The organism is Afipia sp. P52-10, assembly GCF_000516555.1.
In the GTDB taxonomy this organism is placed as follows: domain Bacteria; phylum Pseudomonadota; class Alphaproteobacteria; order Rhizobiales; family Xanthobacteraceae; genus P52-10.
The window spans coordinates 2,686,650-2,708,848 of record NZ_AZSJ01000003.1 but is presented as its reverse complement, the minus strand read 5'-3'; the positions used below and the strand labels follow the sequence as shown (position 1 = coordinate 2,708,848).

Here is a 22,199-nt window from a genome sequence, read left to right as displayed (position 1 = left end):
CGACAACTCAAGTAACCCGCGACATGCTCCTGAAGCAGGTCGAAACGGCAGCACCCCGTCGTCCAGCCGGCTTATCGCGGCGTGTCAGCACCAGCACCGCATGAATCGGAGGTATACTTGGGCACGATCGGGCGCAGCTCCGTGCAGCTCACATGCCGCCCATGAGCGCGCCAGCATGTTGCGGTCCATCGTTTTATGAGCGACATTAGTCGCCCATTTCCAAACGCAGCCTGCGCGCGAATTCTCGGAACTCCCCATGTCCTTCATCGACAAGCTCTTTCAGCCGATGCCTCTTGCTCGCGGCCCAGCCATGAAGAACCGCTTCATGCTGGCGCCCCTAACCAATCAACAGAGTCATGCCGACGGCCGTCTGTCGGATGAAGAATTCCGATGGCTGACGATGCGCGCCAAGGGCGCGTTCGCCCTCACCATGACCTGCGCTGCACATGTCCAATCAATCGGCCAAGGCTTTCCCGGGCAACTCGGCATCTTCGGCGACCAGCACCTTGAAGGACTTGGCCGCCTTGCCTCAGAAATCAAAGCGCAAGGTTCGGTCTCGTCGGTGCAGCTGCATCATGCCGGCAATCGCTCACCGAAAGACCTGGTCGGGACACCGGTGGCGCCGTCCGCTGATACCAAAAGCGGCGCACGCGCGCTCACGCTTGCCGAAGTCGAGCAACTGCGCGACGACTTTATCATCGCCGCCAAGCGTGCCGAGAGAGCAGGTTTCGACGGTGTCGAAATCCACGGCGCGCACGGCTATATCCTGGCGCAGTTCCTGTCATCGGAGGTCAACAAACGCGACGACCGTTACGGTGGCAGTCTCGAGAACCGCTCGCGCATCATCTTCGAGATCATCGACGGCATTCGCGCACAAACTCGGCCAGACTTCCAGGTCGGACTGCGTCTTTCGCCCGAACGGTTCGGCCTGAAGCTTGCTGAAATCAGAAGCGTCGCCGCAGAGGTGCTCCGGCAAGACAAGATCGACTATCTCGACATGTCGCTGTGGGATTGCGCGAAGGAGCCAATCGAAGAAGACTTCCAGGGGCGCACATTGATGAGCTATTTCACCGACCTGCCGCGCGGCAATGTCCGGCTCGGTGCGGCTGGCAAGATTATGAGCGCCGAGCAGGCTGCGGCCGTGCTCGAGCAGGGTTGCGACTTCGTGCTGATCGGTCGTGCAGCAATCTTGCGGCACGATTTCCCCGAACAAGTCCGCCGCAACCCTGCTTATCAATCTCCGGCTCTCCCGGTAACGGCGCAGCATCTGCGCGACGAGGGGCTCAGCCCGACATTCATCAAGTATATGGGCAATTGGCCGGGCTTTGTCGCCGCCGAGGAAGCTGCGATTTAACTCGCGCCCCTGCACGATGGCGGACCGAACATGGCTTGGCTGCGTTCGTCGCCATGCACGGTCGCAGTCGGAGCCCGCGGGCCATCGAACCTGCACGCCGACCGCGCTGACATTCTGTCGAAGCGCCCGCGTGGTCGCGCGAGATGAACTTGGCTTGCCACGAACAGCCGCGTGGCCCGAGTGGCGTCTGGAATGCGACAGACCGCACGTACGACCAAATCCCACGCGATCACGACGACGCCATCGACGGCCACAGCTCCCTGCCTTTCCGGCAAAACGACGTCAGGGGCCTGGCTCCGCCTTAGCAATATCGAGGACATCCTTGACACTTTTCAAACGGCTGTCCGGCTTAACAACCAGAACATTGAATGAGCGCCCGATCAGAATCATCGGCGCAGATTCCTTGTCCGTGACATAAGGCAGCTTCGGCTGCATGCTGGGATTGATCGCATGCGCGAATGTTGCGACCAGCAGCGTGTATCCATCGGGTGGACTTTTTGCGACAGTTTCGGAGCCGACGATGGTGCCATCGCCCGGCTTGTTATCGCTGATGACAAGGCTGGCCAAGCTCGGTGGAGAGTCCCGCGGCGAGCGTACGTGCGATCAGATCGGTCCCGCGCCCGGGGCGAAGGGAACGACCAAGCGCACAGGCTTCTCGGGAAAAGAAGCCGTCGACGTGAACGCCGTTCCCGACCAGAAGAGCGATGCCAAGCGCAATCGCCGTAAGGACCGGACGAGGCGTAACGGCACTTTTGATCGAGCGTTGTGACGGCTCATTGCGGTTTCCTCGCCTGCTTTGATGATACGCAGCCATGGATCATTGCCTCCGGTCTGACACCATGCTAATTCCACCAGGTGGAAATGAAGAGCCTCTGAGAGAGGTATGATGCAGCAAGCTCAACGCCGCAGCCGCTTTGGACAATCCGAATCCAACCGCTCCTTGGTCCGTGGTGTTGAAATCTTGCGAACGTTTCGTCCCGGAATCGATCTGCTTGGGAATGGCGAGATCTCCGAAAGAACCGGCCTTTCCAAGTCCACAACCAGCAGGCTGACACAGACCCTCGTCCACACCGGCCTGTTGGACCACGATGTGAAGCGCCGGGGATATCGATTGTCCGCGCTGACATTGGCTTTGGCACATGCCATGCGCGTTGGCTCGCCGGCGATCGCGTTGGCCGCTCCGAGAATGAAAGCTGCCTCGGAAAGGCTGCACCTCAATGTCGGACTTGCAGTGGCCGACCGAGACGCGATGGTCTATCTGGAATCCGTCCGGTATAATCCGAAAGCATCCCTTCGCAGTATTGCGGCTGGCCAACGTGTTCCCATTGAGCTCACGTCATTGGGGCGCGCTTACATTTCCACGCTGCTGGATGCGGACAGACACGCGCTCATCAACCTCGTCCGGTCGTATCGCCCTTCCGGATGGAAATGGCCAACACGCGAGATCGAGGCCGCCGTTGCTGGAGTCCGAAAACACGGATACTGCGCAGCCGCATGGCAACCGGGCGTGGTTGCCGTGGCGACGCCGCTGCAGCTTTCCAACTGGCCGACATATGTGCTGAATATGAGCACAAGCGCCCATGCGCCCCCGGCCATCGTCGCACGCAAGATGAGGGATGATCTCTTGGCTTTGCGGCAGGACCTGCTTGAGGTGATGAAGGGTCTCTAACAGCTCTTCCGAACTATCAGGCCCGCTATTGCCTATGTAGCGCCTGCTGTGCAGCTTCATTCTGCCACAGGACTTCGCCGAGCAGCAGGATTGTTAGATACAGCACCAGCTGATCGCAATACAGCCAGCAACCGGGCTCTTCCGATGTCATGCTGATCCGCTGGACGCTTCTCGGCCAAAACTCACTCCGGCTTTGTCCTAGCAGCAGGGATCGCCCAGCGAGCAACCTGCGTGAGTTGTTTCGAGCTCGATCAATGGCCGCATGACGCGAGGTGCGCGACTGCGAGTGCTTGATCAACTGGCGGCGGAAATGCGTGGATCAAGAGCAAAATTTGATCACGGGCGCCGCAGAGTTTTTGATCTGTATACGAAGCTGATCCAAAACGGCATTGATGCTGGTGAACTCCGCTCGGTTGATGCCCGTCGCCCTGGCGATGTTGGGAATAGCAAGTTTTTGCGGCGCCCGTCCGAGACCATCGCTGCAACCCCGATGATTTAGATGGGTTCTAGTCCGCAGCGGCTTTCAGCCGGAGCAATCGGAAGCCGGCTATGCTAAATTGCAGAAACGGTTCAAAGCCAGCCTTGGCATCCTCTGTCTATATCCGCCTCTCTATCCTCAATCGTCGACCCACATTCTCAGCAGGTTGGCGAGGGACTTGGAGAGCAGATCGAACTCCACTGTCTTTCCCTCGCGGTTGTAAAGCGTGCGTCGTGCTGTTTCCAGATCGAACAGCAGTTCGCGTTGAGGCGCGGATCGGACAAAGCTGCGAATCCAGCCAACGACAACATATCGCTCGCCCCTACTCACGGGAGCAACGCGATGAAGCGTCGTTGCCTCGTAAACAACCATCGACCCCGCCGCGAGCTTCACGGCATCCTCGCCCGCTGTTGACTCGATGACCAGTTCCCCGCCGTCATAGTCCGCCGGCTCATTTAGAAACAATGTAAAAGCAACATCGGTTCTCATCCCCTGCATCAAGGCGTCGTCGACGTGCGTGCCGTATTCCATCCCCGGCTCGTAACGTGAAAGCAACAACGGACTGATTTTCTTCGGACGGGCGGCCGCGCGAAACAGATCGTTTTCGTTGAGACGTTTTGTCACCAGTGACTTGATCGCATGAGTCGTCGTATCCGTTGCATCCGCCTGCTCGTTGATCTTGACTTGGCGAGCGGCGAACCCAGCTGTCTTGCGGCCATCCACAAATCTCACAGAAGATATGGACTCTCGGATGCTCTGTAGATCGCTCGGCGTGAGTACGTTGCTGATAATGATACGCATTGCATGTGGTCGCGGCTGGAAGGGAACGCTTGTTGCGCGGATTACTTGCATTCCATGATGGCAGGATCAACGGATGAGAAAAAGCATAAAGATTTGGATGGGTGTCGGTGCGTTCATCCTTACGGGTACGGCCACCGCTCGTGCCGGCGAACAGTCACCGCTTGATCTTGCGACAGACGTCGATGCCCAGCGACTGACCATCGAACAGGCCGCGCAGTTCAAAGCCGAGTTGATCAATGCCTGGGCTCAAGGCGGCGAAGGTGGAGAAGGCGGCGAAGGCGGCGAAGGCGGCATCAATCCTGAGACGGTCGGAGACGATCCAGCGGAGTATGCAATCGCCTTGCAGGTGATTGCGGCGCACTTCGATGCTGGCCTTGCGGCCTATGCTGGAGGAGAACGGGAGGCCGGAGCACAAATGTTCGCGCACGGCCACTCTGAGATCTATGCGATCATGGATGAGCTGTTCAAGAAGCTTGGCGTGACGACACTTGGCTCGCGGCTTGAGGCGGCGGTTGCGGCCGCCGCCGACGGCAAACCCCTCTCTGAGATCGAACGCCACGTCGAAGATGTCCGAAACGCGCTGCATGACGCAGGCCTCCGTGGACCGCAGGCCTCCTCTCCTCCGCGATTGCGGGCGCATATCCTCGGCGAACTGATCGAGCGCGCGGCTGCTCAGTACGCCGTGCTTCAAGGCGACACCACATTGGAGCCGTATCTTGATGGACTTGGATTTACGATCGCTGCCCGTCGTGAGGCGGAAACAGTCCTACCCTCGCTCCGAAAATCGGATAAGCTGGCGGCAGATGCGCTGTCGAACGCGTTACAGCTGCTGCAGCAGGTTTATCCGGGTCTCAAGCGGCCAGCAAAAGCATCGGTGTCGGAGTCTCAATTGCTGGTGGCGGCCTCTCGCGCGAGGCTTTCCGTCTCAGCGTATCGATGAACCGGGCCCGCCCAAGACATCACTGAACTGCTACGGCTACCGGTGGCTGCGTCGCAATTTGCGCGATAGACGCAAGCGCGACCGCCGCCTGTCATCCGCATCCGTTACGGTCAGATCGGCAAGGAGGTTGCCGACTGCGTATCATGATGCCGATCTCCGCCCCATTGATCACGGGGCGGAGAAGACAGATCTCGGTATGCTCAGGAGGCGGTCAGCGCAAGGCGCGCCTTGCGGCTCGTGCGATATGCATCCCACAGCCCCCAGGCCAGCAAGGCCGCCGTCACGACGAGGAAGGACAGGCTGAGCGGTCGTGTCACGAAGGTTTCGAAACTGCCGCGTGAGATCAGCATGGCGCGGCGGAAGTTCTCTTCCATCAACGGCCCGAGGACGTAACCGAGCAGTAGCGGTGCGGCAGGAAAGCCCAGCGTTCGCATGCCATAACCCAGCGCACCGAAGACGATCACCGTCATGACGTCGAAGGCGGTATTGTTGACCGTATACACCCCGATACAGACGAACATGATGATGGTGGGATAGAGGATATGGTACGGAATCGTCAGCACCCGCACCCATAGGCCAATGAGTGGAACGTTCAGGATCACGAGCAAGACGTTGCCGATCCAGAAGCTCATCACCAGTCCCCAGAACAAGTCCGGTTTGTTGACGATGAGCTGCGGGCCCGGAGAAATACCGTGAATCATCAGCACGCCGAGGATCAGCGCCATCGTCGCGGTGCCGGGAATGCCTAACGTCATCGTCGGAATGAAGGAGGTCTGATCGGTCGCGTTGTTGGCCGTCTCCGGCGCCATGATGCCCTCGATCGCCCCCTTGCCGAAGCGGGATGGATCCTTGGCCAACTTCTTTTCCACCGCATAGGCCATGAAGGCAGCGACGGTCGGCCCGGTCCCCGGCAGGATGCCAAAAAAGGAGCCGATGCTCGACCCACGCACCATCGGCATCCACGAGCGGCGCATCTCGTCTCGCGTCGGCAGCATCGATTTCATGCTGATCGACCTGTCAACATTGCTGGTCTCGACCGTGCGAATGCTGCTGACGACCTCGGCAATGCCGAACAGTCCCATGGCCAGTGCAACCAGGCTGACGCCATCCATCAATTCGGGAACACCGAACGAAAAACGCTGCTGGCCGGTCTCGATGTCGGTGCCGACCGTGCCGATCAGCAATCCAAGCGCCACCATGGCAATGCCCTTGATCGCAGAACCGTCGGAGATGACGGAAGCCGCGACAAGACCCAACACCATCATCGAGAAATACTCGGGTGGGCCGAACTGCAAGGCGAAGGCCACGATCACAGGCGACAGCAGCATCATCAGCACGATGCCGACACTGGCCCCGAAGAACGATGCAACGGTCGTCATGAACAGGGCTACGCCCGCGCGTCCCTGCTTCGACATCGGATATCCGTCGAGACAGGTCACGGCGTTTGCAGGCGTCCCTGGCAAGTTGAGCAAGATCGACGCCGTCGAGCCGCCATAGGTCGTGCCGTACCAGATTCCCGCCAGCATGATCACGGCCGCGGTCGGATCGAGATGGAAGGTGATCGGAAACAGCATCGACATCGCGGCGAGCGTTCCGAACCCGGGAATGACACCAATGAACGTCCCCAGCGTGACACCAACCACACAGTAGAGCAGATTGTTGAACGAGATAGCCGTCGCAAGCCCGAGCGCCAGATTGTCGTATAAGCCGGTCATTGCATCACCAAGGCCAATTTACGGTAGCAACAGGTGCGCCGAGGCCGACTTTAAAGATCAGCGCGGCACCCGACGCCACGCAAGCGGCGAGCACCGTTGCCCCAAACAATGACAGCTTGCTGTCGGCCCGGCTCGCAATCAGCGTTTGCGCAACGATCGCAGGCACCATGCCGAAGGGTCGGATCATCAGCGCAAATGCCAAGATGGACGCGAGAATCGTCAGGAACGAACGCCAATCAATGGCTGGAAACTCGCCCGAGCGAAACAGGGCCGGCAATAGAATCGCAACACCGAGCACAGCGAGGATGCAACCCACGGCCGCCGGGAACATGCCCGGTCCCATGCGCACGATGTTTCCAACGTCGAGCGCTGTCGTCGCATAGAGCGCGGCGCTAGCGCCGAGTACGGCGAGGAACCCACCACCACAAATATCTCGATAGTCTCGCGCACGCATACAATGTTTCCCCCGAAGGTGTTCGGTTTTTTCGCGCAGGCTCGATGCCTGCAACGGCCGCAGCACATGCGATGGAATGTTAGGGAACCTTCGAAGCCGGAAAACCTGTCTACTCCGACAGGCTCCACATTGTCGCAGGACTCTTGAAGATGTGGCGCACCGCACCTATCGAGTCTGGATCAAACACACGCCAGCGGCGATACATTGGATCAGCGTTATACAGCAATCATGCAGGCGAGCCCGCTGCGCGAGACCGGCCTGTCGATCGGAATAGGTCTTTCGATTCTCGCGATCTTCGTGTTCGATATCATCGTCGCGCCCGACGACGTGTCGATTGCGTTCATGTACACGATCCCCATCTTCGCTTCGATCATCGCGCCTCACCGCAGCATCTATGGATTTGCCATGCTGACGACTGCACTCTCGTTGGCTGGCCTCGTGACCATGCCGCCCGACGCGGGCATCAGCTTGTACGTCAACCGGACGATCGCCATCCTGATGCAATGGATTGCCGCCGCGCTGGTGACATCGCGCCGCAACACCGAGCAGCTTCTGCACCAGAACCTGCATGCGGAGCAGCTGAAGACCGAGCGCCAGCGACGTTTCCTCGACATCGCCTCGCATGAGATCGGCACCTCACTGACGACCATCGACGGCCAGGCCTTCCGTCTCGCACGCCGCAGGGCGGTGATCGCCCCCGCCGAGATGAGCGAGCGCAGCGGCAAAATTCGCGGCGCCGTGCGCCACATCCAGGCGCTGATCCGGCACATTCAGCTTGTCGCCGAGGTCGAAGACGAAGCCTTCCGCCTGCAACACACTGACGTTTCGCTGGCTGCGGTGATCGACAATTGTGTCGCACACGTCAAGGAAACCTATCCGCAGGCCGCCATCACCGTCGACACGGCAGCGCTACCCGCGACGCTGAAACTCGACTCGTTCATGATCTGCCAGATCATCGAGAACATCGTTTCAAATGCGGCGAAGTACTCGCCGCCCGGAGCCTCGATCAGCATCGCCGGCTCGACGGATGGCGACCACGCCATTCTCATCGTCACCGACAAGGGACGGGGTATTCCGGCCGACGACCTGGAGAACGTGTTCGCCGTTTACTACCGGGCGCAGAACAGCCACGACGTCCATGGGACCGGCGTCGGACTTTATGTGGCCGAGCGATTTACAACTGCGCACGGCGGAACCATCGCTATCGACAGCCAGCTCGGCGTCGGTACCAAGCTTACACTACGCCTCCCGCTCATGGAGATACCCCTGTGAGCTCGGAGATCGTCCTGTGCATCGAAGACAATCCAGAGATCAGCGAACTGATCGTGGAGGTTCTCGAAGAGGAAGGCTTCAAGGTCTCGGTCGTCGCCAACGGCGCCGAAGCGCTGAAGGCCTTGCAGCCGCCGCCCAGCCTCGTCCTGTGCGATCTCGATCTGCCTGGCCTTTCCGGATTCGAGGTGCTGGAGCGAGCGCGCAGAGACAACCTCCTGCCGCTCTCAGTGCCGTTCATTTTCGTGACGGCTTATGCCCAGCGCGCCAACCAATTGCAGGCGCGCAGCCTTGGCTGCGATGATTTCCTGAGCAAACCGATCGACTTCGAGATGCTGGTACTGATCATCCGCCACCGCCTGACGCTCGCGCGTGAGCTGACCCCGGCAAAGCCGAATTTTGCGTTGACCGAGCGGGAAACGGAGATTCTCACCTGGATCGCACGCGGCAAGTCGTCTTCCGCCATCGCCATCATTCTCGGCGTCACCGAGCGAACGGTGCAGTTCCACGTGAACAATGTGATCCAAAAGACCGGCACGGCGACGCGCGCGCAGGCCGCGGCGCAATGCGCCCAGCTGGGAATCATCAAACCCTGACCTCGACCGAGCGTGCCTATCAGCACCACTTGGTAGTCAGGATTAACACAACATAGGGATTTGCCGCAGAATCAACCGATGAGGAGAACCCGGCTCAGGCCGCTGCAATATGGGTGCGGCGGCCGGTAACCGGACTGGGCTCATGGTTGTATCGAGAAGTCGATCCGCGCAGCCATCCTCAGCGCAGTATCGTCGCGCGCGGCCACCTTCAATCGCTTCTGGCTTTAATTATGTCAGGACAACACTCGGCGAACGTACCGGCCAAAGCCGCGCGAACCGTCCACGAGCGCACCGTCCCGGAATGAGAACCGACCGCGGACGAGCGTGTGGCGAATTCGGCCCTTGAACCGCCAGCCATCGTAGATCGAATAGCCGGCGCTGGAGAGAATATCGTCCCGGCCCAGCGTCCATTCCGCGTTGAGATCGATGAAGGTGAGGTCGGCATCAAGGCCGACTGCGACGGCGCCCTTGCGATCGCCCAATCCCATGATGCGCGCCGGATTCGTGGACGTGATCGCTGCGATGCGTTCGAGCGGGATGCCACGCTTATGGTATCCCTCACTGAGCATGACCGGCAGCATCGTCTCCAAGCCTGGACAGCCCGGCGAGGCCGCCCAGATCCCCCCATCCTTGGAGGAGAGATCGCGGTGAATGTGATCCGTACCGATCGTATCGACCTCGCCATTCGAAACCCCCTGCCAGAGTCGTTCGCGGTCGGCCGCCTGGCGCAGCGGTGGGTTGATCTTGCCGATATCGCCCTTCTCCCAACTGATGTCATGGGTCAGATAGTGCGGGCACGTCTCGATATGGACGGCTGCGCCGGCTCGGCGATGCCGCAGCGCCGCCTCGATCGCTTCCGTGGATGACGTATGCACCACGTAAAGCGGAGCACCAGCGACGTGAGCGACATAGGCCGCCCGTTGCACCGCGTCGGCCTCGACGAAGGGCGGACGCGAGGCATTCCAGGTGGCAAGTCCCCCCTTCCCGTTCGGATCCTCGGCCTTCATGCGATCACGCAGCACCCAGGCGAGTTCGATCGTCTCCGGATGCGGACAGACCATGCCGCCATGTCGCGCGGCCGCTTCACTGAGCCGAAGCAGGAAACCGTCATCGATATCCGGCAGACCGAGGCGCGCGCCCTCGCCGCCGCGGTTATTCATGAAGATCTTGAAACTCGGCGCACCATAGTCGGAAATATAACGCGGCACGCCGGCGAGTTGGGCCTCCGTCGAGATCACAAAGTGATAGCCGAAGTCGATACGTGCCCCCGCCTCGGTGACTGCGACCACCTCGTCAAACAGCGTCTCGAACGGCTCGGTCGCCATCAGATAAGGAATGAAGGTCGTGACCCCGCCGGCAACTGCCGCCGCCGTTTCGCGATCGGCATCGTCCGCGACGCGGGGGCGGGAGATGTCCTTGCCGTGGCCGAGATGGAGATGGACATCGATCGCACCCGGCATGACCAGGAGCCCCGTTGCCGAAATATCCTCGCTTGCGGATGCGGCTGCCCCCGGCGCCAGGATCGCAGCGATGCGGCCGTCCTTGATGGCAATGTCGCAGGCGGTCAGGCCGGTGCCGGGTAGGACCGCCTCGCCACCGCGAATGACCAGATCGAATGCTGCCATCGGATTCCTCCTCAGTTTTCAGCGCGGCCCCGCAACGCAGCCGTGAGTTCCGTCAGATCGTGAGCGCGCTCGAGCCGTGACATTGCGGTCTCCAACGCGAAGACTGATGCTGCGGGCAGCGAGCGTTCGGCATTGGCACGGAACTTCGCCAACACGGCGGCAGGGTCTGCCGGTCGGCTCCGATTGCCATAGACATCGTCGACGCGCACATGCTGCTCGTCACCATTGTGCAGATGACAGACAATTTCGGCCTCGAAGCGTCGCGGGAAATCTGCGCCAGGCAACGGCTCCCACTCGAGCCGCTTTGCGAGCGCGCGAACGGCGGCCGATACCGGCGTCTCAAAGGTATCGAGGTCGATCTTGCCGTCGATCAGCCGAGCCGCGACGGCAATTGGCAGGCTCCAGCGCGCCGCATGCCCCGAAGCCGGAGCACGCTTGGCAGCCCACGGCTCGCAAATAATCCCGGCAGCCCCTTCCGGCACGCGACAGACCAGTTTTTCGATCGAAGCAGCCATGACGCCACGTTCCGCCAGTTGTCCGGCCGCCTCGATGAAGGGATGCAGATAATGGCAACAGGGATAGAACTTGAAGGCGGCATCGGTCAGGTGCCAGACGTCACCGAGCGTTGCGATGTCAGCATCCAGCCGATCAGGCGCGGCCTCATCGCGGGCGAAGCCGCGAAACAGGCCGAAACGACCTTCAAGGCTCGTCTCGGGACCGGTGAGGCCAGCTTCGGCAAGACCTGCGGCGACAATGCCGGCGTGGGCAGCCCAACCGGGATGCAATGACTTCACAGTCGCGCCATTGCTCAGGAATTCAAACACGCCCGACGCCTGACTGAGGGCAATACCAACGGCCGCGACGGTCTTATCATTGTCGAGCCGCATGAGCCGCGCCGCGATCAGCGCCGCCACCAGTGCTCCGCCGACTGACGTGATCTGGAAACCCACTGCCTGAAAGCTGCCAGGTGCGGCCTGACCGAAGCGGATCAGCACATCCCAGCCGAGCGCATAGGCACGCAGCACATCGGCACCCGTCGCTGCATAAGCCTCGCCCGCAGCGAGCGCCGTTGCCGCCAGCACGGCGCTGCCGTGGACGATGGAGGCGGTATGCGTATCGTCATATTCGAGGCTATGGATTAGTCCGCCATTGAGCATCGCCGCATCTGCCGGACCAGTACCCTCGTTCCGACCGAAAACGCTGGCCGGGCCGAACGCAACGCGGCGATCCGCGTAAGCCTGATAGGGCGAACCGATCGCGCTTCCCGCCGATGCGAGACCGACACCGATCGCGTCAAGCAAGTGCATCCGCGCCGCTTCAGCAACACCATCAGGCAACGGCTGGGCCTCACACTCCGCCCAGCGTGTGACGATCTTGCGTGCGAGGGTGCTCACGCTTCGCTCCTGATTTCGCGAGCCGCCGCGAGCGCGGCCAGCCGGCCAAGCGCGATCGCCGAAAGCAGGCCGTTGCCGGATGCGTAACCTAATGCACCGGAACGGCCGCTGATGCCGGCGGCTGCGCCGCCACCGGCGAACAAATTCGGTACCGGCACACCCTTCGTCGTGAGCACGCGAGCATCGCCGTCGATCCGCAGACCGCCCTGCGTGTGGAAGAGACCCGGCACAGTGCGGCAGCCATAGAAGGGAGCAACAAGCGGGCCAAGGCCAAAGTCCTTGCGACCAAAGCGATCCTTCTGCTCGCCAGAAGCAGCCGCGTTGTAGCGCTCCAATTCCTCGGTCAGTGCGGCCGGATCTAGCCCATAGGGTTCGGCGAGTTCGGCAACGCTGTCGGCCTTCTTGACGCCGCCATAACGCGCGAGTTCGGCAAACTCCTCCTCTTGTGCCGCGATGTCGAATATCTTCTGGTCGAAGATTGCGAAGGAATACTCGCCCTGGCCGAGCACAATCCGCGCGTAGCCGGAATAACCAAGGCTTTCGTCACCGAAACGACGACCATCGGCGCCGACCAGGAAGCCGCCTTTCTCGATCGTCGTCCAGGACAGCAGACTGCCATGCGGATGCGCGACGGCAGCGTAGCCTTGATATGCCGCCATGTTCGCAAGGCCGGCCCCGAGCGCTTCGCCCCAGCGAATGGCTTCGCCGGTGGAGCCGCGCGCTCCAAAATACTGTGCGCCAGCAATTTCCGGGCAGAAGCGTCGCACGAGATCGGGATCTCCAGCAAAGCCGTTGACCGCAAGCACCGTCTTGCGCGCGACGATCCGCGAAAGGCCATCGCTGCTGTCGATCACCGCGCCGCGTACGGCGCCGTCTTCGACGATCAGCCCCTTGACCGCATTGCCGACGGCAATCGGAATGTCACGCCGCCCGGCGGCTGCAATCAGATCATCGACAAGGTCCTGGCCCCGACGGGAGACCGGAGCATGCAGGCGCGGCACGGAGTGGCCGATATGCTTATAGGCAGTGATGAGCTGCATGCGCGCGCCGACCGTATCGACGAGCCATTCCACGGTCTCTGCCGAGACTTCGGTCAGGCGCTTCACCAACGCGAAATCATCGGTCTCCTTGGCGATCCCCATCAGATCACGCGCATAGGTTTCGGGATCATCGTTGATCCCCGCCTCGCGCTGAAAGCGACTGTTGGCGGCCGGCACTGAACCAGTGGAGAGCGAGGAGTTGCCGCCCGGACGATCCAGCTTCTCGACAACGGCCGTCGAGAGACCCGCATCATGACCGGCAATGGCGGCGGCCAGGCCACAACCGCCGGCGCCGATCACCAGAAGGTCGACATCCGCGCTCATGATGAATTCTCCATCAGCATCGCCGCCAGCATCTCGCGCCAGCGGCGCTCACCCCAACTATCCTCGTTGCGCACCAGCGCCGCGAGCGGCGCGGCCATCGCCGGGAATACTCTAGAGGTGCTCTCGCCGAGCTTGGCGATCATCGCCTCCTCCGAAAACGGTTGATCGGCACCGCCACGCGCGCTGGCGCAATCAGCACTCCAGCTCACCCCATCGGCGAAACGCCACGTCACCCGCGCCGGACGATCGTGCGGCGGAGAACCGATCGCCGGATGAGGTGCGAGGGTCACCTTGCGCCGCAACGTCGCGATCGCGGGATCGCTCAGCGTCTCAGCGGTGAACGCCGCCTGCCCGCCTGTACCGAGCCACGCACCAGCAGCGACCGCATGCGGCATCGAGAACTTGGCGCCAAGCACCGTCGCGGGTTCGACCGTGACGAGGGACATCCCCTTCGGATGCGTTTCCACCACGATCTCCGCGAGATCGGTCACCGAGCGTCCATCCTTCGCGGCACGCGCGCCGAGTTCCAGCGTCGCCTCGAGTGCCGAATGGGCGTATTGACAGCAGGCGAAGATCTTGTGGTAGCCGTCTTCGACGGCCCAACGCTCGCCGAGGCCATTGGTCATCGCCTCCGGCGCGCTACCGGTCCCGAAAACAGTGACAAAGACATCGTAGGGCGTGCTGGCGAGACCCGCGATGCCATGCGCGGTCCAATCGGCGGCGCGGAGGCCGATCCAGGCGCCGGCGGCCGTCCAGGCATTGCGCACCAGCGCACCATCTGGCGCGATGCCGAACGGGCCGGCGAACGTCATGCTTGCAGCGGCGGACACCGCATCAGCGAGCTTCGCTCCATCAAGGCCGCGCATGATGCCCGCACCGGCCGCAGCACCCACCGTCGCGAAGGCAGCATGCGGATGCACCGTCATCGTGGCGAAAGGAAAAGCCAATGCCAGCCGCGCCGTCAGTTCATAGGCACGCGCCAGTCCTGACAGCACCTCGACGACGGACGCGTCACGAGCCTCGGCCTCCACCAGCAGCGCTGGCAACAGATAGGCACCGGCGTGACAGGGGGCGAGGCGAAAGCCCTCGTCCAACTCGCACCACGCAGCCGCCATGCCGTTGGCTGCCGCGGCGGCGTACCGATCCAACCGGCGAGTGCCGGGAGCGAACACCGTCGCCTCGGCAGTCGCCGAGGACGATGCCGCGAAGCCTTCAACGGCGGCGGAAACCTGAGGCTCGGCCGACGCCGCGACCATCGCGCCGAGATCGTCGGCGAGGATCAGCGCGGCGCGACGACGCACGGCCTCGGGCAACGGCCGGGATGCTGCGGCCGCCGACCAATCGCAGAGCGCCCGAAAAGCCTCTGCGGAACGCGTCCGCTCCCCGGACGAACCAGCCGCCATTAGAACCACTCCCACAGGTCAGGCTTGGCCTGAAGTTCGGCGGCAGCTCCCTGGAATACGGCCTGGCCGGACTTCAGGATCAGCGCGCTATCGACCAGTTTGAGCGTCGCTGGCACGTTCTGCTCGACCACGATCAATCCGGTACCGAAGGCTTCGTTGACCTTGCGCATCTGCGCCATCACGTTACGGACGATGACGGGAGCGAGCCCGGTCGAGGGCTCGTCGAGCAAGAGCCATTTCGGCTGCGTCATCAGCGCCATGCCGAGGGCAAGCATCTGCTGCTCGCCGCCGGACATCGATCCCGCGCGCTGCGCCTTGCGCTCTTCCAGAACCGGGAAGACCTTCAGCACCTCGGAGATGAACGACTGATCAAACAGCAGGCCTGCAACATGCAGGTTGCGCTCGACCGACAAAGTCGGAAAGACGTTGTGCCCCTGCGGCACGAACGCGATCCCGCGACGGACCGTCTCGGGCACCTTGCCCGGTTCAATGGGCCTGCCGTCGAACGTCACCGATCCGACGGCCGGCGCGTGCGCGCCAACGATACAGCGCAGCAGCGTCGTCTTGCCCGCGCCGTTGTGGCCGAAGACACCGAGCCGCGCGCCCGGCTCAAGCGACAGGGATATCCCGTGCAGCGCCGTGAGCGTCCCGAAACGCGCGCTTAGCTTGTCGATCTCGAGCATGGCTTAGGTCCCGAAATAGAGCTCGGTGAGACGCGGATCTGCGATCAGCACCTCGACAGGGCCGCGCGCCAAGACCTTGCCCGCGAACATAAAGACACCCTCATCGCAGAGATCGCGGATGAACGCGACGTTGTGCTCGACGACGCAGACTGCGACGCCGGAAGCGGCGATATCGCGCACCACCTTCTGAATCGTCTGGTACGCCTGTCCCTCGACGCCTGCCATAGGCTCGTCGAGCAGCAGGCAGCGGCAGTCGTTCATCAACGCTCGAGCAACGCCAACCAGCTTCTGCTGACCGAAAGTGAGGTCTGAGGCCGGGCGCTGCGCAACCGATGCCAATCCGGTGCGCTCGAGCACATCCAGTGCCTTACGGTGATCTTTCTTCTCCGCCGCGCGCACCGATCCGGGCGTGAACATCAGCCGCAGCAGGCTCTCGCCGGCATAGTGGCGGGGCGCAACCAGTAAGTTGTCGAGCACAGTGAGCGATGGAAAGAGCCGCAGGTTTTGCCAGGTTCGGCTCAGGCCAAGACGGGCACGTTCATAGGGCTTGCGCCCCTTCAGCGACTGACCATCGAGTGTGATCGAGCCCGAATCCGGCGGGAAGATGCCGGAGACCAGATTGAACAGCGAGGTTTTTCCGGCCCCATTCGGGCCGATCAGTCCGACGATCCGGCCAGCCTCGAGCGTCAGATCAATGCCGTCGGCGACGATGATACCATCGAAACTCTTGTTGAGCTGCGCGATCTCAAGAACGGGCATGCTCGGATCCCTTGCGTGTGGCGGACCAGACCTCGCCCGCCGAAACCAACCCCTGCGGCCGCACGAACATGAAGACGAGCACGAGGCCGGTGAACAGCAATCCCTGCAGCGGACCAAGCACGGCTGGCGGCAGATTGAGGAAGGTGATGGCCTGCGGCAATGCCTGGAGAAGCACAGCTCCGACGACAGGTCCCCAAGTGGAGCGAATACCGCCGACGACAACCATCGTCAGAACCACCGAGGATTGCAGAATGTCGAACTGCTCCGGCGCGACGAATCGAAAGTAGTGGGCATAGAGCGCTCCGGCGAACCCGGCCAGCGCCGAACCCAACGCGAAGGTTCCCACCTTCATTGCCACGGCATTGCGACCCAGCGCCGAAAACGCAACTTCATCATCGCGCATCGCCGCCATAGCCCGGCCGTAGGGGCCGTGGGCGATCGCACGCACCAACAGCGCGGCGAGCGCCGCCACCACGACGACGATCGCGACATAGACCTCACGCGGTACCGAGGCTGACAGAGCCGCTGGAATGTTGGTGAAACCGCCGGCGCCACCGGTCCACGACGCGTTCTTGAACACCTCGATCAGACCGAGCTGGAAGCCGATTGACGCGATCAACAGATAGTCGCCGGATACCCTGAGCGATGGCAATGCTACCATGATCGACGCTACAAGCGCGATGAGCGTGCCGGCCAACATGGCGAGCGGAATGGGAAAACCATAGTCGCGCGACAGAATAGCCGATGCATAGGCACCAATCGCATAGAAGATCGGATGAGCGATCGAGATCAGTCCGCCGTAGCCGATGATGAGATTGAAGCTCGCGGCAAGGACGATGTAGAGGCCGATCAGGATCACGACCGCATAGACATATTCCACGATCAGCTCTCCTGGCTGCCGGCGCCAACGAGATCGGGCGCAACGGTCTTGCGGGTTAGGCGGCGGCGCGCCGGCAGCTTGACTCCATTCGGCAGGAAGACGATGGCCACGAACAGGAAGAGATAAAGCAGGAAGCCCTGCCACTCCGACGGAATGAACAGCACGCTCGAATTCTGAACGACCCCGAGGACGACGGCCGTGAGAGCCGCGCCCCAGAGATTGCCGATGCCGCCGATAATGGTCGCGGCGATGGCGAAGAGCATCAGGTCGATCGCCGTCGTCGGTTGCACCTGCGCGCGAGTTCCGTAGAGAAACATCCCGAGAGCAACGAGCACTGCGGCCGTCAGCATCGTCGCCAAATAGATCCGCTGCTTGGCGATGCCGTAGAGCTCGGCCAAATCCGGGTTGTCGGCGACCGCAACCATGAACTGACCGGTTCGCGTGAAGCGCAGAAAGCCAAACAGCACGACCACCGAGCTCACCGCGACCCCGACAGCGGGAATATCCCACTGACTGACCGCCACGTTACCGACGAGCGTGACGGGCCAGAACAGCGACGGAAAGATCGTCGACGGCCAAGTGCCGAACACCAGCATGGCAAGGAACGCAACCACCTCGGAGACAATCAGCGTGAAGATAAACACGAAGATCTGGTCGGCCCGGCGGCGACGCAGCGTCCGAAAGCCGAAGACTTCGATCACGATCGCAAGGATTATGCTCGCTGCCAGCGCAGCAGCGAAGCCAACCCATCCGGGAAGCCCCCAAAGGGCGACGCAGGTGTAGGCGGCGTAAAATGCCACGGTCATCATCGCGGCCTGCGCGAAGTTGAACGCACGGTTGACCTTCAACACCAAGGCGAAGGCGAGCGCGAACAGAACGAAATAGCTTGACGTCGCAAACGACGTCCAAAGGATCTGTGCGACAATGTCGAACGACAACATGGACTTGCTCCGGGACGTCGCGCGGCGTCGAAGCCGCGCGACGATCAATCATTCAACGACGGCGAGTTGCACCCATTTGCCGTTCTTCACTTCCATCAGGAAGACCGGCTTGTTGACTGTATGGTTCTCGTTGATCGTAAGGCGACCGGTCAGCGGCAGATCGAAGGTCTTCGTGGCCACCATCTCGCGCCGGAAATTCTCGCCGGTTAGCGGCAGTTTCTTGTCGTCGAGCGCCTTGAACACCGCCGCGACGATATAGGGCGCATCATAGAGGTACTGCGTATAGGGCAGACCGTTCGGCTCGCGCCCCACCTCCTTGCGCCAGCGTTCGACGTAGTCGGCAACCGCCTTGTCCTCGACACCCGGCGCCAACGAAGTAGCGATCACACCTTCGGCCGCCTTGCCGAGCTGTTCGATCAGCTTGGGATTGTAGACCGCCGAGTACGACGAGACCGGAACGGTCAGACCAAGCTGGCGCATCTGGGCGATGACCTGTGGGGTGTCGGCGACCAGACCCTGGATGTGGATGATATCGGGATTGGCCGCGCGCACCTTGAGCAACGAGCCTGTCCAGTCGGAAGCCTTCGGATCATAGGCCTCGTAGGCGACGACCTGACCGCCGGCCTTGCTGAAGACGTCGCGGTAGATCTGCGCCGCGACAACGCCGGTCTCGTTGTTGATGTACAGCACGGCAGCGCGCTTCTTGCCGAGCTTCGTCGCCGCATGGTTGGCCACGGCGGATATGTCGACATCGGCCAGCGGGAACGTCGTGTAGGTATAGTCGCCAAGCCGGGCGATATCAGCCGAGTTCGCCCCAACCGAAAGCTGGACGACTTTGTTATCATTGGCCACCGGCGCGATCGCCTTGACCACGGCTGACCAGGCGCTGACGAAGACCGGCACCTTCTCGACCGAGACCAGGCGGTTGGCAGCTTGGATGCCCGCCTGCGGATCGGCGCGGGTATCAAGCAGCACCATCTCAAGCTTCTTGCCATTGACGCCGCCGGCCGCGTTGATCGCAGCGACAGCCCATTCGGCGGCCTTGACCTGATCCTGCCCATAAAGCGCCTGACCGCCGGAGAGCGGCATGGCGAGACCGAATTTCAGCGTCTCCTGCGCCATGGCACCGGTGATCGTGAGCCCGGCGAAGAATCCAGCGGCGGCAATGAGCGCGCGCCGCGTCGGAAACCTTGTCGTCATCATCGTGTTCTCCTCTGCGCGTCCTGCCGGACTTGTCGCCGGCCTTCCTTGGCACCGCCCTCAGACGACCCGCCGCAGCGCGGCCAGAGCATCCTCGGTCGGCATTACGTCGGCATATTTCGCCGCCATGTCGAACAGATTGACCGCATGCGAAGTGGCGGAGCGGTCGTAGACCGCGTCCTCGGGCACGAGGACACGGAAATTATAGGCAAAGGCGTCCACGACGCTGCCGCGCACGCAACCACTGGTGCTGCAGCCGGTGACGACCAGCGTATCGGCGCCGACATTGATCAAGTAGCTTGCCAGCGGCGTACCGAAGAAGGCGCTCGGATGCTTCTTCGGCAACAGGATATCGCCCTGAGCCGGCGCGATCGGCGCGACGAACTCATAACCTTTCGCCGCGACGTTCATAATCGCCGGCACCTTGTCGGAAAGCCGACCCATGTCGAAATCCTGCTTCGGCGCGACGTAAGGATAAAGAACCGGCCAACCGCGCTCGCGGAACAGGCCGAGCAGCGCGGAAATGTTGCCGACGGCATTCCAGGCGATCTCACCGCAGGACGTCGGATATTCCTTGATGGCTTCCCAGAACGGCATCGGCTTCGTACCGACCGTGCGGTACTGCACATCGATGATCAGCAGCGCCGGTCGCTTGCCGAGGCCGGTCGTACGACCGAAGCCTGCGGCATTGTAGGCCTTCTGTTCGTCCTCGGAGATGATTCCATCCCATGGCCTTGCCATCGTCAGTCCTCCCTCATGCGCCGATCCGGTAGCGCGCTTCGAGCGCATCCCATCGATCTTTGGCTACCGCCCGCTGCCGTTCCTCGAAGGACGCGAGACGGTCTGCGACCGCCGTGAGTGTTCCGTCGCGCTTGAGAGCGCCCAGCACCTCATAGGAGGCACGAAGCGCCGCTTGCAGAGCGGCATTGGCGTAGAGCACGATGGAGAAACCCATGTCCGCGAGCTTCTCCCGGCCGGGGTCCGGGGTCCGACCGCCGAAAACGATGTTGGCCACCTGCGGCACGGCGAGCGAGGCCGGGATGCGTGCAAGCTGCTCGGCAGAGATCGGCGCCTCGACGAACGTGGCGTCGGCGCCGGCCTCCACAAACGCCTGAGCGCGCTCGATCGCCCGGTCGATCCCCTCGACGGCCGCAGCATCCGTGCGCGCCACGATCTGTAAATTTTGATCCTGCCGCGCGTCGACAGCGGCTTTGATCTTCTGCACCATTTCGTTGAGCGGGATCACGTCCTTGCCGTTGAAGTGCCCGCATTTCTTCGGAAAGACCTGATCCTCGATCTGAAGCCCCGCGGCCCCTGCGCGCTCCAGCGCGCGCACGGTGCGCACCATGTTGACGGCGTTGCCGAACCCGGTGTCGGCATCGACCAGCAGCGGCAGGGACACCGTGTCGGAGATCGCCGCCACCGCCTCTGCAACCTCGGTCAGCGTCGTCAGACCGATGTCCGGCACGCCGAGAGACATGTTGGCAATGCCGGCGCCGGTCACATAGATCGCCTCGAAGCCAAGATCCTCGATCACGCGGGCAAACATCGCATTGGCGGCCCCAGGCAGGGTCACCGCGGCGCGGCGCGCCATTAAGGCCTTGAGCTGGTCGGTCGAACGCATCCGCACATTCCTAGTCTTGCAACGCCCCGGCGGGAGCGAGCTGCACGGACGATACGCATGCCTCCGGAACTGTCAACAGTTTTCAGGATAATTCAGCTACAGAACTCATCTGCACGAGCTTCTCTCTCTAAGTGGTCATAAATTCGCAGAATATGCGCATCTTTTACGCATGACTGCTTATTGCCAACTGTTTTCACTGTGCGAATCTTGTGCAGCGTGTTACGCCTCTGTGGTCAATCGGGATGTATGAATGAGCGCGCTGCACCCCATCGCTGGTACCTCACTCGCGAGCGAGGCCTTCACGAAGATCGTCGAAGCGATCACTTCCGGAGAGTTCGAGCCGGGGGAGAAGCTTTCCGAGGCCGAGCTTGCGCGGCAGCTCGGCATCAGCCGGGGCCCTTTGCGCGAGGCGCTCGGTCGTCTCGAAGGTCGGCTCGTGACGCGCACCCCCCGGCTGGGCGTCAGCGTCATCACCTTCAGCAAGGCGGATCTCGAACAGCTTTTCCTGGTGCGAGAAGCCCTGGAGGGAATGGCCGCGCGACTGGCCGCAGAGCGCGCGACCGGACGCGAACTCGACCGCCTGGAGGAGATGCTGGCCCATCATGCCGAGCAGCCCGCGCTTGCCGCAGGCGAAGCGTATGTCCAGCGCTCCACGGATGAAGACTTCCATTTCGCAATCGCCAAGGCCGCGCGTTGTGAGCGGCTTGAGCTCTTGCTACTGGACGGGGTCTATTATCAGCTCCGATTAAACCGGCTACGTTCGAGCACGCGTCCAGGGCGGGCGCAGGCCGCATTCAACGAACACAAGGCCATCTTGGCGGCGCTGCAAGGGCGCAATCCGTCGAACGCCGAAGAAGCGATGCGTAACCATGTGCGAAATGCACGTTTCAGCACACTCGCCGCTGCAGAGGACGGTTATCCTTCAACCTCGGCGAAGCGCAGCCGGGGCTAGGCGATCATCCACCCCTGCTTACGTTTTCAGAAGCCCTGGTTGCATTGCGCGGCCAGTGCATGGATCCGCAGCCGCTCACGTCATACATCGCATAGCGG

At 62.0% G+C, this 22,199-nt stretch carries 22 protein-coding genes; 7 read left to right on the top strand and 15 right to left on the bottom strand.

Translation table 11 applies throughout. The annotated features are described in order from the left end of the window. Positions 1-256 precede the first annotated feature (256 nt). A complete protein-coding gene (locus X566_RS14015; protein WP_034467219.1) occupies positions 257-1,354 on the top strand; it encodes an NADH:flavin oxidoreductase in 1,098 nt (365 codons plus the stop codon). 282 nt (positions 1,355-1,636) lie between these two features. On the opposite strand, the gene X566_RS25210 is transcribed toward X566_RS14015, so the two are convergent. Then, positions 1,637-1,921: a tripartite tricarboxylate transporter substrate-binding protein gene (locus X566_RS25210; protein ID WP_051444096.1), complete on the bottom strand. Its 285-nt coding sequence runs from the start codon at positions 1,919-1,921 to the stop codon at positions 1,637-1,639. Positions 1,922-2,237: 316 nt separating this feature from the next. On the opposite strand from X566_RS25210, the gene X566_RS14005 reads away from it, so the two are divergent. Continuing rightward, a complete protein-coding gene (locus X566_RS14005; RefSeq protein ID WP_051444095.1) occupies positions 2,238-3,023 on the top strand; it encodes an IclR family transcriptional regulator in 786 nt (261 codons plus the stop codon). Positions 3,024-3,309: 286 nt separating this feature from the next. Continuing rightward, a complete protein-coding gene (locus tag X566_RS24725) occupies positions 3,310-3,522 on the top strand; it encodes a hypothetical protein (RefSeq protein WP_152539874.1) in 213 nt (70 codons plus the stop codon). Between the two features lie 117 nt (positions 3,523-3,639). On the opposite strand, the gene X566_RS14000 is transcribed toward X566_RS24725, so the two are convergent. Next, positions 3,640-4,302: a Fe2+-dependent dioxygenase gene (locus X566_RS14000; RefSeq protein ID WP_034467216.1), complete on the bottom strand. Its 663-nt coding sequence runs from the start codon at positions 4,300-4,302 to the stop codon at positions 3,640-3,642. Between the two features lie 97 nt (positions 4,303-4,399). Here X566_RS14000 and X566_RS13995 point away from each other — a divergent pair, with 97 nt between their 5' ends. After that, a complete protein-coding gene (locus X566_RS13995; protein WP_034467213.1) occupies positions 4,400-5,242 on the top strand; it encodes a hypothetical protein in 843 nt (280 codons plus the stop codon). A 200-nt stretch (positions 5,243-5,442) separates the two neighbouring features. Here the strand turns inward: X566_RS13995 and X566_RS13990 are convergent, their stop codons facing one another. Beyond that, a complete protein-coding gene (locus tag X566_RS13990) occupies positions 5,443-6,957 on the bottom strand; it encodes a tripartite tricarboxylate transporter permease (protein WP_034467211.1) in 1,515 nt (504 codons plus the stop codon). A gap of 4 nt (positions 6,958-6,961) precedes the next feature. After that, a complete protein-coding gene (locus X566_RS13985; protein ID WP_034467209.1) occupies positions 6,962-7,411 on the bottom strand; it encodes a tripartite tricarboxylate transporter TctB family protein in 450 nt (149 codons plus the stop codon). Positions 7,412-7,639: 228 nt separating this feature from the next. Here X566_RS13985 and X566_RS13980 point away from each other — a divergent pair, with 228 nt between their 5' ends. Then, the gene (locus X566_RS13980; RefSeq protein ID WP_034467207.1) at positions 7,640-8,683 is read left to right on the top strand and encodes a sensor histidine kinase KdpD; all 1,044 of its coding nucleotides are present in this window, start codon (positions 7,640-7,642) and stop codon (positions 8,681-8,683) included. Further along, entirely contained in the window at positions 8,680-9,276 is a 597-nt protein-coding gene (locus X566_RS13975; RefSeq protein WP_034467204.1) for a response regulator transcription factor, read from the top strand. Before X566_RS13980 ends, X566_RS13975 begins: the two co-directional genes overlap by 4 nt. Positions 9,277-9,509: 233 nt before the next feature. Here X566_RS13975 and X566_RS13970 read toward each other — a convergent pair whose 3' ends face one another. Genes X566_RS13970 through X566_RS13920 form a run of 11 tightly spaced genes read right to left on the bottom strand, consistent with a single transcriptional unit; the run spans position 9,510 to position 21,119 of the window. After that, positions 9,510-10,901 carry a dihydroorotase family protein gene (locus X566_RS13970; protein WP_034467202.1) on the bottom strand — a complete coding sequence of 464 codons (1,392 nt, stop codon included), beginning with the start codon at positions 10,899-10,901 and terminating at the stop codon, positions 9,510-9,512. Positions 10,902-10,912: 11 nt separating this feature from the next. Beyond that, on the bottom strand, positions 10,913-12,295 hold the full coding sequence (locus X566_RS13965; protein ID WP_051444093.1) for an MmgE/PrpD family protein: 1,383 nt from the start codon (positions 12,293-12,295) through the stop codon (positions 10,913-10,915). Continuing rightward, positions 12,292-13,659 (bottom strand): FAD-binding protein, encoded by a 1,368-nt coding sequence (locus X566_RS13960; RefSeq protein ID WP_034467199.1) that lies wholly within the window; start codon positions 13,657-13,659, stop codon positions 12,292-12,294. Before X566_RS13960 ends, X566_RS13965 begins: the two co-directional genes overlap by 4 nt. Further along, positions 13,656-15,062, bottom strand: a complete 1,407-nt coding sequence (locus X566_RS13955) for an MmgE/PrpD family protein (RefSeq protein WP_081740183.1) — start codon at positions 15,060-15,062, stop codon at positions 13,656-13,658. The genes X566_RS13960 and X566_RS13955 overlap by 4 nt, the downstream gene beginning before the upstream one ends. Then, a complete protein-coding gene (locus tag X566_RS13950) occupies positions 15,062-15,745 on the bottom strand; it encodes an ABC transporter ATP-binding protein (RefSeq protein ID WP_034467196.1) in 684 nt (227 codons plus the stop codon). The genes X566_RS13955 and X566_RS13950 overlap by 1 nt, the downstream gene beginning before the upstream one ends. 3 nt (positions 15,746-15,748) lie before the next feature. After that, positions 15,749-16,504: an ABC transporter ATP-binding protein gene (locus X566_RS13945; RefSeq protein WP_034467193.1), complete on the bottom strand. Its 756-nt coding sequence runs from the start codon at positions 16,502-16,504 to the stop codon at positions 15,749-15,751. After that, positions 16,491-17,384, bottom strand: a complete 894-nt coding sequence (locus tag X566_RS13940; RefSeq protein WP_034467190.1) for a branched-chain amino acid ABC transporter permease — start codon at positions 17,382-17,384, stop codon at positions 16,491-16,493. Before X566_RS13940 ends, X566_RS13945 begins: the two co-directional genes overlap by 14 nt. A 2-nt stretch (positions 17,385-17,386) precedes the next feature. Then, a complete protein-coding gene (locus tag X566_RS13935; protein ID WP_081740246.1) occupies positions 17,387-18,325 on the bottom strand; it encodes a branched-chain amino acid ABC transporter permease in 939 nt (312 codons plus the stop codon). Between the two features lie 48 nt (positions 18,326-18,373). Then, positions 18,374-19,528: an ABC transporter substrate-binding protein gene (locus tag X566_RS13930; RefSeq protein WP_152539872.1), complete on the bottom strand. Its 1,155-nt coding sequence runs from the start codon at positions 19,526-19,528 to the stop codon at positions 18,374-18,376. A 57-nt stretch (positions 19,529-19,585) separates the two neighbouring features. Then, positions 19,586-20,266 carry an isochorismatase family protein gene (locus X566_RS13925; RefSeq protein ID WP_034468691.1) on the bottom strand — a complete coding sequence of 227 codons (681 nt, stop codon included), beginning with the start codon at positions 20,264-20,266 and terminating at the stop codon, positions 19,586-19,588. A 13-nt stretch (positions 20,267-20,279) separates the two neighbouring features. Continuing rightward, positions 20,280-21,119 (bottom strand): oxaloacetate decarboxylase, encoded by an 840-nt coding sequence (locus X566_RS13920; RefSeq protein ID WP_244434794.1) that lies wholly within the window; start codon positions 21,117-21,119, stop codon positions 20,280-20,282. 280 nt (positions 21,120-21,399) lie between these two features. Here X566_RS13920 and X566_RS13915 point away from each other — a divergent pair, with 280 nt between their 5' ends. After that, complete coding sequence (locus tag X566_RS13915) at positions 21,400-22,101, top strand: GntR family transcriptional regulator (RefSeq protein ID WP_034467180.1); 702 nt, start codon at positions 21,400-21,402, stop codon at positions 22,099-22,101. Positions 22,102-22,199 lie beyond the last annotated feature (98 nt).

Excerpts from the sequence above, each read along its gene's own strand:
- X566_RS14015 (WP_034467219.1), top strand. The coding sequence starts at position 257 with ATGTCCTTCATCGACAAGCTCTTTCAGCCGATGCCTCTTGCTCGCGGC.
- X566_RS14005 (WP_051444095.1), top strand. The coding sequence starts at position 2,238 with ATGATGCAGCAAGCTCAACGCCGCAGCCGCTTTGGACAATCCGAATCC.
- X566_RS14000 (WP_034467216.1), bottom strand. The coding sequence starts at position 4,302 with ATGCGTATCATTATCAGCAACGTACTCACGCCGAGCGATCTACAGAGC.
- X566_RS13995 (WP_034467213.1), top strand. The coding sequence starts at position 4,400 with ATGGGTGTCGGTGCGTTCATCCTTACGGGTACGGCCACCGCTCGTGCC.
- X566_RS13990 (WP_034467211.1), bottom strand. The coding sequence starts at position 6,957 with ATGACCGGCTTATACGACAATCTGGCGCTCGGGCTTGCGACGGCTATC.
- X566_RS13985 (WP_034467209.1), bottom strand. The coding sequence starts at position 7,411 with ATGCGTGCGCGAGACTATCGAGATATTTGTGGTGGTGGGTTCCTCGCC.
- X566_RS13980 (WP_034467207.1), top strand. The coding sequence starts at position 7,640 with ATGCAGGCGAGCCCGCTGCGCGAGACCGGCCTGTCGATCGGAATAGGT.
- X566_RS13970 (WP_034467202.1), bottom strand. The coding sequence starts at position 10,901 with ATGGCAGCATTCGATCTGGTCATTCGCGGTGGCGAGGCGGTCCTACCC.
- X566_RS13960 (WP_034467199.1), bottom strand. The coding sequence starts at position 13,659 with ATGAGCGCGGATGTCGACCTTCTGGTGATCGGCGCCGGCGGTTGTGGC.
- X566_RS13955 (WP_081740183.1), bottom strand. The coding sequence starts at position 15,062 with ATGGCGGCTGGTTCGTCCGGGGAGCGGACGCGTTCCGCAGAGGCTTTT.
- X566_RS13950 (WP_034467196.1), bottom strand. The coding sequence starts at position 15,745 with ATGCTCGAGATCGACAAGCTAAGCGCGCGTTTCGGGACGCTCACGGCG.
- X566_RS13945 (WP_034467193.1), bottom strand. The coding sequence starts at position 16,504 with ATGCCCGTTCTTGAGATCGCGCAGCTCAACAAGAGTTTCGATGGTATC.
- X566_RS13935 (WP_081740246.1), bottom strand. The coding sequence starts at position 18,325 with ATGTTGTCGTTCGACATTGTCGCACAGATCCTTTGGACGTCGTTTGCG.
- X566_RS13930 (WP_152539872.1), bottom strand. The coding sequence starts at position 19,528 with ATGATGACGACAAGGTTTCCGACGCGGCGCGCGCTCATTGCCGCCGCT.
- X566_RS13925 (WP_034468691.1), bottom strand. The coding sequence starts at position 20,266 with ATGGCAAGGCCATGGGATGGAATCATCTCCGAGGACGAACAGAAGGCC.
- X566_RS13920 (WP_244434794.1), bottom strand. The coding sequence starts at position 21,119 with ATGGCGCGCCGCGCCGCGGTGACCCTGCCTGGGGCCGCCAATGCGATG.
- X566_RS13915 (WP_034467180.1), top strand. The coding sequence starts at position 21,400 with ATGAGCGCGCTGCACCCCATCGCTGGTACCTCACTCGCGAGCGAGGCC.